Genomic DNA, 10,288 nt, shown 5'->3' with positions numbered 1-10,288 from the left:
CTCCCCATGGCGTCGTCCAGCGGCGCCTCCTAGCGTGGAGGTCGTTCCCCATCAGGCTGCTAGGAGGCTCGCATGGACGTGCTCGTGAAGTTCGAGGACCTGCGCACGCTGAACGAGTACCTCGTGACGATCGTCGGCGAGTTCGACGCCGCCGAGGGTCGCGCCGACCGCCTCGAGGAGGCGATCGGCGACCCGTTCGGCCGCGACCGGCTGCGCGAGGCCGTCGAGGACTTCGAGGATCGCTGGGACGACAAGCGCGACGAGCTGCGCGACGACCTCAAGAAGGTGCAGGAGCACGTGCAGGGCGTGCTCGACGGCTTCACCGACTGGGACGTCGAGACGGCGAAGGGCATGGAGGGCTGATGGGCTGGTTCGGCGGCATGGAGCGGTCGCGCGACGACCGCGAGATCGAGCGGCTCGAGGGTCGGCCGGGGCGCATCATGCAGCGCGGCACCGAGATCCGGCAGCTCGGCGAGACGATGACCGACAGCGCCGCGGTGCTGCAGTCGCTCGCCGACGGCACCCACGGCCTCAAGGGCAAGGCGGTCGAGAAGCTCATCGAGGGCGTCGGCAGCTCGCACGGCACGCTGAAGGAGGCCGGAGAGCTGTACACGCCCACGGGTCCCGTCGTGTGGCGCTACGGCTTCGCGCTCTCGCAGGTGCAGGAGGGCCTCAACGACCACGTCACGAACTGCGAGACCCTCTGGCAGACGTACGAGGACCTGCCCGGCGACAAGGACGGTCGCGGCGTGGGCGGCTTCCTGCAGCCCGACGAGGGCAGCGACGAGGCGAAGAGCCAGCAGGCCGAGGACGACGCGAAGCAGGAGGCGTACGACGCCTGGCTCGCCGAGGCCGACCTGTTCGACGACGACTACGACACGTGGGAGACGGCGTTCGAGCAGGCGGCCGACGACATCGGCACCGCGCTCGCCGGCAAGATCAAGGACTCCCGCTGGGACGACCTCGACGGCTTCGTCGCGGGTGCCCTGACGGTGCTGAAGTGGGCGGGCGTCGTGCTCATGGTCGCGGCGCTCGTCATCGGCGGCCCGATCATCGGCGCCCTCGCGGCGGTCGTGGCGATCGCGACGCTCGTGCTCACGCTCTACCAGAAGAGCCGCGGCGATGCGGGCTGGGGCGACGTGATCGGCGCCGCGATCGGCGTCATACCCTTCGGCAGCCTGTCGAAGCTCGGCTCGATGAAGTTCATGGACGACGTGGCCGGCGGCCTGCTCACGGGTCCCGGGCGGTCGGCGATCCGCACCGAGATGTCGGTCGTGCTCGGCTCGGGCAAGGCGGCGTTCCGCCACACGGGGTCGATGTCGCAGGGCCTGCGCAACTCGTTCTCGCACTTCGCCCGCAACCACGGCACCGAGGGCCGGTTCGTCGACATCATGGCGCGCCTGCACACGGGCAAGGACATGGGCAAGCTCGGAAGCATGCAGGGCCTCGACATCTTCATGTCGACGCAGATGACGATGCTCGGCCGACTCAACACCGGCCTCGGGCTCGGCACCGGCGAGGGCCTCTACGCACGGCTCTTCAACTGATGGCTCGGCACTCGATCGGTAGGGTCGAGGCGTGATGTCGTCGCTCCGCGCCGAGCTCGGCGCCTCCGATCCCGAGTTCGTGCTGCAGCTGCCCGACGGGTGGGTGCGGATGGATGCCTCCGACGACTCGCGCGACGCCCTGCTGCAGCAGGCTCGCGAGCGGCTCATGCGCGCGCATCGGCCCGAGCTGTACGCCCGCATGCGCCAGTCGCTGCTCGAGGCGTTCGAGCAGCTGCAGCGCGCGGGCGGCGCGGCGGTGATCCTGCCGATCGGCGACGTCGAGGGCTACGTGCCCGCGAGCCTCAGCGCAGCGTTCCGGTCGGGGAGCGGCGGCGAGGGCCTCGACGCCGCCGTCGCGGGCCTCATCGCCGACGGCGGCACGCCGCTCGGCGACGACCGGCGCTTCGTGCGCCGCGAGGCGCGCGATGAGACGGTGCAGGACGGCCAGCGCCTCGGCATCACGACCGTGCACTACCTGACGCCCGTGCCGCGCACGAACCGCTCGCGCATGCTCGTGCTCACGGCCGTCATGCCGCATCCCGTCGACGTGCCCGACGACGAGCCGCTGCTCGTCGCCACGCGGTTCCTCATGGATGCGATGGTCGCGACCCTGCGATGGCGCCGCCCCGCGGGGGCGAGCGCATGACGACGCTCGACGTCGTCGTCGAGGCGCACGCGTCGAGCGACCGCGTGCTGCAGGTGCCGCTCGGCGTGGACGACGCCGCACGCGCTGCGTGGATCGCGGAGGCGACGGATCGCATCCGTCCCGCGACGGCGCACTGGGGCGAGGCGGGCGAGGTGCTCGTGCCCGCCGTGGTCGAGCGGGCGACGGAGCTCGTGCAGCCAGAGGACGTGCTCGTGCTGCAGCTGTGGCCCGAGGCGGTGCCCGTCGCGGGCGTCGTGCGGGTGTCGGTGCACGAGTCGCCGGGCGTCGACGCCGTGCGTGCGGAGCTGCTCGGACACGACGGTGACGTCGTGACGGCGCTCGGCGAGGCGCGCATGGGCGTGGGCTGGGAGTGGTTCCACTCGCAGGAGGTCGACGACGTCGCGATCATGGGCTGGCAGGCGGCGTTCGCCGACGAGCGCGTGCTCGTGGTCGTGACCCTCGAGCCGACGCTCGCGATGCTGCTGCCGGCGCTGCTCGACGACGTGCGCGTGCTCGCGCGCGACCTGGCGCTCGCGATCGGCGGCGAGCCGTGGCAGGGCGCCGACCTCGGCGATCCCGGGCTCTCGCACGGCGGCGAGGAGTGGACGGTGCGCGCGTGACGAGCGCCGCCGAGTGGGTGCGCTCGCTGCCGCGCGGCGCGCGCCCCGACTGGGACGAGCTCGAGGCGCACGTGCTGCACGAGCATCCGAGCATCCTGCGCGCGCTCGGCGCGGCCGGTCGCGCCGTCGCGATGGGCGGCAGGGGCTGGCGCGTGGGCTTCGGCATCGCCGTCGTGGCCGTCGTGATCGTGGGGCTCGCGGTCGTGTGGGCGCCGCTGTGGGGCGCGGCGGCGATCATCGGCGACCCGCTCGGCATCGACCCGGTCGACGGCGCGACGGCGGTGCCGGTCGCGGCGGCGTCGATGGTCGTCACGGCGCTCGTGCAGGCGGTGCTCGCCGTGCGTGCCGCTCGCCGGGGCACGTCGGGCGACGGCACGAGCGCGACGATCGGCATCGGGCTCGTCGCGCTGCTCGTCGTCGTGGGCATCGGGCTCGTGGGCGAGCGGCAGGGCGTCGACGCCTGGCAGGCATGGCTCGCGGTCGCCCTGCTCGGTCCGCTCGCGTGCGTCGCGCACCTCGTGGTGCTGCGGCTCGCGCGGAGACGCTCGGCCCCGTCGACCGTCGCGACCGGCGCGCCCGACGACGTGACCGTCGAGCGGCTCGTCGCGGCCCTGCCGGACGCCGAACGCGACCGCCTGCTCGCCGATCGCGCCGACGCCGTCGCGTGGCTGCGCATGCAGGGCGTCGTGTCGCCGGGGGCCGCCGCGGCCGCCGCCCAGGCACCGCTCGGTCGGCTCGGACGCTGGATGGCCGACGCGCGCTGACCGCATGGGCAGTTGTGCCCATCGACAGGTCGCGTCGCGCTTCGTAGCGTTGTCCGCAGATGGTCCGGATGGGCCATCACGGACTTCAGGGAAGGAAGTGCCATGACCGACTTCGGTGCAAGCTATGGCGAGATGGAGCAGGTCGCGGCGGCGCTCGTCGACGGCCGTGACGACATCGTGCAGACGCTCGAGCAGCTCAAGGGCAAGGTCGACACGCTGCTGGGCGAGGACTTCAAGACGCAGCACGCGTCGGGCAAGTTCGGCGAGGGCTACGAGGAGCTGACCTCGGGCCTGACGACGGCGGTCGACGGCATCGGCGACATGTCCGAGGCGCTCACGGGCATGATGCAGGCGATCCAGCAGCTCGACGAGCAGCTCGCCGGCGGCTGATCCAGCGACCTTCGCCGCACGGGGCCGGTCCCTCCCGAGGGGCCGGCCCCGACGCATGTCCACGACACATCCAGGCCGGCCACCTAGCGTGAGCCCGAACGGCCGCCCTGCGTCACGATGACGCGACGACACGGAAGGCGCTCCCTTGGGTGACGACATCCTCATCAGGCTCGACGACCTGGCCGACCTGCGCGACCAGCTCGCCGGCATCCTCGCCGAGTTCGACTCGTCGGGCTCCGAGTCCGCGACCCTCGCCGACGAGATCGGCTCGCCCGACGGCGAGAGCGAGCTGCGGCAGCGCGTCGGCGACTTCCACGACAACTGGAAGATCCACCGCCGCGAGCTCGCCGAGAAGCTGCAGGCCGTCTACGACCAGGTGAAGAACACGCATGGCGAGTGGACGCGGCTCGACGAGGAGTCCGCCGCGCAGTTCGAGGGAGCCGGCTCGTGAGCGCGCTGCCGTACACGGTCGGCGAGCACAAGCCCGAGGTCATCGAGGGACGCGGCTACTCCATCCAGTCGCGCGGACGCACGATGGGCGAGCTCGGCGAGGCCATGCAGACGGCGGCGACGCTGCTCAAGCAGTACGAGGATGGCGCGACGGGCGAGAAGGGCCTGTCGATCACGGCCATCAAGGACTCGGTCAAGGGCTCGCACGAGGATCTCGACACCGCGGGCGAGCGGTACTCGACGAGCGGCGCGCTCATCGAGGCCTACGGGCTCGCCGTCATCGAGGCGCGCTCCGAGATGACGCCCGTCGTCGCCGACCTCGAGGAGCTGTGGGCGGCGTGCCTCACGGCGAACGACGCCGTCGCGACGGCCGACGACGCGCACTCGTCGGCGCCCGACGACGACCCCGAGGCGCCCGCGCCTCCCGGTCAGGGCAAGGGCGACCTGCTCGCGGCGCTCGGCGCGGCGCAGACGGCGGCGAGCGAGGCGCGCGAGGCGTACGACCAGCGCTCGAAGGCGTTCGACGAGGCCTACGACACCTGGTGGACGGCGTACAAGGCCGCGCGCGACGGGCTCGAGGATGCGATCGACGACGACCTCGAGGACGGCTGGCGCGACAAGCTCGCCGACATCGTCGAGGTGCTCGTGACGGTGCTCACGTACGTGGGCATCGCGCTGGCGATCGCGGCGCTCGTGCTCGCGGGACCCGTGCTCGGCGCGATCGCCGCCGTGGTCGCGGTGCTGGCCCTCGTCGGCACGCTCTACCTCAAGACGCAGGGCCGCGCCGACTGGGGCGACGTGGCGTGGGCGGCCGTGGGCGTCGTGCCGTTCGGCAAGATCGGCAAGGTCATCGACGCCAAGTCGTTGAAGGCGGCGATCGACCCCGACACGATCTCGGCGTTCAAGCAGGGCTTCAAGAACGGCATCCTCAACGGCACGGGCAAGGCGGGCAGCCCCATCGAGCTGCTCACGGGCTCGATCAAGGGCGTCGCGGAGGTCGCGAAGCGCACGCGCCCGTTCAGCCCGACGAACCTGCTGGGCTTCGGCCCGAACGCGGGCGTCGCCGAGATGCTGCTCGGGCACACGGGCGACGTGCTCGTGCGCAACGTCGTCGTGCCGTCGTACTCGGCCGCCGGGCTGATGGGCGACTGATGTCCGACACCATGAGCGTCCGCGAGCTGCTGCTGGGCAAGCCCGGCTCGCGCATCCCGCCGTTCCGCATCCTGCTCGCCCCGTGCTGGGACGGGCTGCGCCCCGACGACGACGGCGTCGGCGCCCTGCGCGACGCCGCGTCCGCGCGCCTCGCGGCGGCGCACCGGCCCGACCTCGACGCGAGCGTCGGCGCGATGCTCGCGCAGGCCCGCGCGAGGCTGCGCCGCACGAGCACCTTCCTCGTGCTGCACCAGGTGCAGGACTTCGACGGCTTCTTCGCGCCCATGACGATCTCGTTCACCGAGCACGCCGCGGCGTCGGGGTCGCTCGACGAGCAGGTCTCGGCGATCGTCGCGAAGCACGGTGCCGAGCCGCTGCGCGGCGACGTCGGCATGCTGCGCTGGACGACGGATGCGTCGACGGCCGTCGGCGAGGGCCGTGTCCGCACCCGCACGATCTCGTACCTCACGCCCGTGCCCGGCACGGAACGCACGCGAGCCCTGCTCGCGGTCGCGACGATCCTCGTCGCCGACGACGCGCCCGACGACCATCCGCTGCTCGTCGGCAGCGAGCAGGTCGCGGATGCGATGCTCGCGACGTTCGAGTGGGACGTCGCAGCATGAGGATCGAGCTCGAGCACGACGCGTCCTGGGTGCCGCTGCCCGGCATCGGCGAGCCGGTCGCGGACGACTGGCGCGACGACCTCGCACGCCGAGTCGCCGCACGCTGGGGCCTCGACGGGCCCTCGGCGTCGAGGGTCGTCGACGAGGCGCTCGGCGCACGGCGCGAGACCGACGAGACGACGTTCCTGTCGCTCGTCGCCGACGAGCCCGCGTCGGCGCATCTGCTCGTCGCGCACGCCGACGCGTCGGGCGACGTCGAGGTGGCGCGGCTCGTCGGCCTCGGCGACGACGGCGTGCTCGCACCCGCGGTCGACGTCGTCGTCGCCGAGCACCTCGACGAGGCGCGCGTCGCGAAGCACCTCCTCGCCGGCGACGACGGCGACCTCGTGGGCGTGCTCGTGCTTGGCGCTCGCCGAGGACCGTGGCACGTGCGCCTCGAGTCGTCGCCGGTCTCGCCGCGTGCGCTCGGCCAGCTGCACGACGCGACGATCGCGACGTTCGGCACCCTCCGCCTCGTCGACTGACGCATGGGCAGGACTGCCCATGCCGAGTGCATGGGGAGTCCTGCCCATGGTGGTTCCCAGGCAGCGCTCGTAGCGTGGTGGCACACGGTCCGTTCGGGCCGCGAGATCCGAACGAAGGGGATGACCATGACGGACTTCGGTGCCAGCTATGGCGAGATGGAGCAGGTCGCGGCGGCGCTCGTCGACGGGCGCGACGACATCGTGCAGACGCTCGAGCAGCTCAAGGGCAAGGTCGACACGCTGCTGGGCGAGGACTTCAAGACGCAGCACGCGTCGGGCAAGTTCGGCGAGGGCTACGAGGAGCTGACCTCGGGCCTGACGACGGCGGTCGACGGCATCGGCGACATGTCCGAGGCGCTCACGGGCATGATGCAGGCGATCCAGCAGCTCGACGAGCAGCTCGCCGGCGGCTGATCCGCAGCCATCCGCGCACGAAGGGGTCGACCACGGTGGTCGGCCCCTTCGTCGTGTCCGGGGCGGCAAGGCATCGCCGCCCGACGCGTCGATGGGGAGTCCTGCCCATGGGGTCGCGCAGGGCCGACGCATAGCCTGGGCGGGACGGCGAGGAGGCAGCACGGTGGGCGACGACATCCGCATCTCGTACGGCGACCTGCGCGGCGCCGTGACGAACCTCGACCACGTCGCGACGCAGTTCGCGGCGCACGACGACACCGCCGACGCCGCCGCGGCGGCGGTCGGGCACGACGGACTCGCGCACCAGGTGCGCGAGTCGGCCGACACGTGGGACGACAACCGCAAGGACTTCCGCGAGGCGGCCGAGGGGCTCGCGCGGTCGATCGACGACATCATGCGCGCGTTCGTCGAGCTCGACGTCGAGCTCGCGAAGGACGAGCGATGAGGCCGGAGCCGCTCACGGGCGACGCGAGCGTCGTCGAGGGCCACGGCACCGCGTACGTCGGCACGGCCGACGCCATCGAGGCCGCGATCGAGCGGCTGCGGTCGATCCGCGACGAGGACTCGACGATCGCGAAGGCCTTCGACCGCGTGCGCGACGCCGCGGGCGACGTCTCCGAGCAGATCGCCAAGGCGCGCTCGCGCTACGACGTCACGGGCCAGGCGCTCGTCGACTACGCCGCCGAGCTGCGGCTCGCGCAGACGTCGGCCGACGACGCGATCGATCGCTGGGATGCGGCCGATGCCGCAGCGGGCGACGCCGAGGATCGGCGCAAGGACCTCGAGGCGGCGACGCCCGACGACGCCGCTGGCGACCCCGTCGGCGACCAGGCGGCGGTCGTCGCCGCGCACGAGGCCGCGCGCCAGGAGGCGTACGACGACTGGCTCGTCGCCGTCGAGCGCAAGCGCTCCGCCGCCGAGGAGGCCGAGGCGCGCATCCGCGCCGAGGTCGAGGACGCAGAGATCAACGACTCGTTCTGGGACGACCTGTGGGGCGGCATCACCGACCTCTTCGAGGCCATCGCCGACGCGATCGTCGCGGTGCTCGAGTGGATCGCGGCCGTCGTGCTCGTGGCGGTCGCCGTCATCGTGCTCGCCGCCATCGCCGTCGCCCTGATCGCGGTCGGCGGCATCGTCGCGCTGCTGGGCGGGCTGCTGCTCGCCGCCGTCGTGCTGTTCGTGACGAACGGCGGCGCCGAGGCGTTCGTGCGCACGCTGCTGCGCACGGGCGAGATCGACGCGGCGCTCATGGCAGGCGCCATCGAGACGCTGCGCACGACGGCGCCCGGCGTGCTCGACTGGCTCATCGAGCAGGATGCGGGCGACCCCGAGCTGAAGTGGAACCGCGAGAAGGTCGTCGAGCGCGACCTCGACGACGCGACGGCCGGCGACCTGCTCGCCGAGCTGCAGGCAGGCAACCGCGACGTCGACGCGGTCACGGGTGCGCCCGACGGCTACGACTCGTCGAACTCGACGATGATCACCGTCACCGAGGTCGTCGGCGCCGACGGCGTCACGCGATACCGCGTCAACATCCCGAGCACGCAGCAGTGGACGCCCGGCACCGACGGCTTCAACGACATCTCGAGCGACGCCGCCGCGAAGTTCGGCGAGGACCCGACGCAGCTCGAGCGCGCCGTGCGGCAGGCGATGGCCGACGCGGGCGTGCCCGACGGCGCCGGCGTCGTGCTGTCGGGGTGGAGCCTCGGCGGCATCACGGCCGCGAACCTCGCCGCCGATCCGTCGTTCACGGCGCAGTACGACGTCGACGCCGTCGTCGTCGCGGGCTCGCCGGTCGACGACGTGGCCGTGCCCTCGCACATCCCCGTGCTGTCGGTCGAGCACGTCGGCGACCCCGTGCCGCTGCTCGAGGACCCGTCGGGCGGCTACCACCGCGACGACCCGAACCGCACGCGCATCGAGATCGACCCGCCGCCGGACGCGCCGTTCGTGCCGCACGAGGGCGCCGCGTACGAGACGACGCTGCAGCAGCAGGGCGACCTGTCGGGATCGGTCGCGCAGGAGTGGGTCGAGCGCGTCGGCCTCGATCGGTACTTCAGCGAGACCGAGACGCAGCACTCGTCGGTCTACCAGCGCGGGCAGGGGAAGGCCGGATGACCGATCGAGCAGCGCTCGAGGCGGCGATCGCCGCCGTCGATGGCGTCGTGAGCGCATCCGTCGCCGAGGTCGCCGACGGTGCGCCGTGGCGCACGGCGCTCGTCGTGCACGTCGACCTCGACCCCGCGGTCGCCGAGGCGCCGGGCGACGCCGCGCGCGGCGCCCTCGCGGCGCTCGCGAGCGCCGGCGCCGGCATGCCGCGCGCGACCGTCGCGTTCACGACGCACCGCCCGCACGAGGTGCGGCTCGACGCGCGGCGCATCGCCGCCGACGCCGGGCTCGTCGGCCTCGGCATCGTGTCTCGGCGGTCGATCGTCGTCGACGCGCCCGCGGTGCGGGGCCTGCGATGAGGCTCGAGCTGCCGCTGCCGGGCGACTGGTACGCGCTGCCCGTCGGCGAACCCGACGCACGCACGCGCATCCGCCGCTTCGCCGAGGAGGTGCACGGCACGGCCGACGCACGCGCCGTCGACCGCATCCGATTGCGCCGTCGCCTGCACCTCGCGCTCGCGCACGCCGAGCGGGGGAGGGCGCAGCAGCTGCACCTCGGGCGCGCGCTCGACGGTGGCGCGCCGCTGCCCGCGTCGATCGCCGTCTACCCCGGCATCGCCGTGAGCATCGCGGCCGATGCGTCGCCGAGGGCGGTCATGGATGCGCTCGTGCCGCTCGTGCTGCGCGCCGCGCACGAGCCGCACGGCGGCTCGGCCGTCGCCGGTCCCGACGACCGTGTGCTCGAGACCCCGCGCTCGCTCGTGCTGCGCCGCCCGACGATCGAGCGCGTCGACGACGCCGACCTCGGCGTGCTGCCCACGCTGCGCGTCGACTACTGGGTGACGGTGCCCGGCGAGCGGCACGCGATGCTCGTGCACGCCGTCGCCCCCGAGACGCCGTTCGCGGCGCTGCTGCGCGACCTCTTCGACGAGATCGTCGTCGGCGCGCGCTTCGCCTCCGACTCGCCGCTCGCCGCCGAGCTGCGCGCCTGACTCGACCCGGCACGCGGCCCGACACGCGAACGGCCCCCGGACCGCGAGGGTCCGGGGG

The 10,288-nt window shown here is 73.1% G+C and carries 15 protein-coding genes; all 15 read left to right on the top strand.

Going from position 1 to position 10,288, the window contains the following annotated elements:
• Positions 1-72: 72 nt before the first annotated feature.
• The 15 genes from BLQ67_RS05190 (at position 73) to BLQ67_RS05120 (ending at position 10,230) form a co-directional block, all read left to right on the top strand.
• Entirely contained in the window at positions 73-363 is a 291-nt protein-coding gene (locus BLQ67_RS05190; RefSeq protein WP_092503084.1) for a hypothetical protein, read from the top strand.
• Positions 363-1,547, top strand: coding sequence for a hypothetical protein (locus BLQ67_RS05185; protein ID WP_092503082.1), 1,185 nt, complete (start codon positions 363-365; stop codon positions 1,545-1,547). The genes BLQ67_RS05190 and BLQ67_RS05185 overlap by 1 nt, the downstream gene beginning before the upstream one ends.
• 31 nt (positions 1,548-1,578) lie before the next feature.
• The gene (locus BLQ67_RS05180; protein ID WP_092503080.1) at positions 1,579-2,193 is read left to right on the top strand and encodes a hypothetical protein; all 615 of its coding nucleotides are present in this window, start codon (positions 1,579-1,581) and stop codon (positions 2,191-2,193) included.
• Positions 2,190-2,813 carry a hypothetical protein gene (locus tag BLQ67_RS05175; protein ID WP_157674679.1) on the top strand — a complete coding sequence of 208 codons (624 nt, stop codon included), beginning with the start codon at positions 2,190-2,192 and terminating at the stop codon, positions 2,811-2,813. Before BLQ67_RS05180 ends, BLQ67_RS05175 begins: the two co-directional genes overlap by 4 nt.
• A complete protein-coding gene (locus BLQ67_RS05170; RefSeq protein ID WP_092503076.1) occupies positions 2,810-3,577 on the top strand; it encodes a hypothetical protein in 768 nt (255 codons plus the stop codon). Before BLQ67_RS05175 ends, BLQ67_RS05170 begins: the two co-directional genes overlap by 4 nt.
• A gap of 102 nt (positions 3,578-3,679) precedes the next feature.
• Entirely contained in the window at positions 3,680-3,967 is a 288-nt protein-coding gene (locus tag BLQ67_RS05165) for a WXG100 family type VII secretion target (protein WP_092503067.1), read from the top strand.
• A gap of 145 nt (positions 3,968-4,112) precedes the next feature.
• Entirely contained in the window at positions 4,113-4,418 is a 306-nt protein-coding gene (locus tag BLQ67_RS05160; RefSeq protein ID WP_092503074.1) for a hypothetical protein, read from the top strand.
• Positions 4,415-5,569: a hypothetical protein gene (locus BLQ67_RS05155; RefSeq protein ID WP_092503072.1), complete on the top strand. Its 1,155-nt coding sequence runs from the start codon at positions 4,415-4,417 to the stop codon at positions 5,567-5,569. Before BLQ67_RS05160 ends, BLQ67_RS05155 begins: the two co-directional genes overlap by 4 nt.
• Positions 5,569-6,192, top strand: a complete 624-nt coding sequence (locus BLQ67_RS05150) for a hypothetical protein (protein ID WP_092503070.1) — start codon at positions 5,569-5,571, stop codon at positions 6,190-6,192. The genes BLQ67_RS05155 and BLQ67_RS05150 overlap by 1 nt, the downstream gene beginning before the upstream one ends.
• Positions 6,189-6,716, top strand: a complete 528-nt coding sequence (locus BLQ67_RS05145) for a hypothetical protein (RefSeq protein WP_092503069.1) — start codon at positions 6,189-6,191, stop codon at positions 6,714-6,716. The genes BLQ67_RS05150 and BLQ67_RS05145 overlap by 4 nt, the downstream gene beginning before the upstream one ends.
• A 126-nt stretch (positions 6,717-6,842) precedes the next feature.
• Positions 6,843-7,130, top strand: a complete 288-nt coding sequence (locus BLQ67_RS05140) for a WXG100 family type VII secretion target (protein ID WP_092503067.1) — start codon at positions 6,843-6,845, stop codon at positions 7,128-7,130.
• Between the two features lie 163 nt (positions 7,131-7,293).
• Entirely contained in the window at positions 7,294-7,575 is a 282-nt protein-coding gene (locus BLQ67_RS05135; protein ID WP_092503066.1) for a hypothetical protein, read from the top strand.
• Complete coding sequence (locus BLQ67_RS05130; protein WP_092503064.1) at positions 7,572-9,248, top strand: hypothetical protein; 1,677 nt, start codon at positions 7,572-7,574, stop codon at positions 9,246-9,248. Before BLQ67_RS05135 ends, BLQ67_RS05130 begins: the two co-directional genes overlap by 4 nt.
• The gene (locus BLQ67_RS05125; protein ID WP_092503062.1) at positions 9,245-9,598 is read left to right on the top strand and encodes a hypothetical protein; all 354 of its coding nucleotides are present in this window, start codon (positions 9,245-9,247) and stop codon (positions 9,596-9,598) included. Before BLQ67_RS05130 ends, BLQ67_RS05125 begins: the two co-directional genes overlap by 4 nt.
• Positions 9,595-10,230, top strand: a complete 636-nt coding sequence (locus tag BLQ67_RS05120; protein WP_092503060.1) for a hypothetical protein — start codon at positions 9,595-9,597, stop codon at positions 10,228-10,230. Before BLQ67_RS05125 ends, BLQ67_RS05120 begins: the two co-directional genes overlap by 4 nt.
• Positions 10,231-10,288 lie beyond the last annotated feature (58 nt).

It is taken from the genome of Agrococcus jejuensis, from assembly GCF_900099705.1.
Lineage (GTDB): Bacteria > Actinomycetota > Actinomycetes > Actinomycetales > Microbacteriaceae > Agrococcus > Agrococcus jejuensis.
The sequence above is the reverse complement of the archived record's forward strand: the minus strand, read 5'-3'. Positions and strand labels throughout refer to the sequence as shown.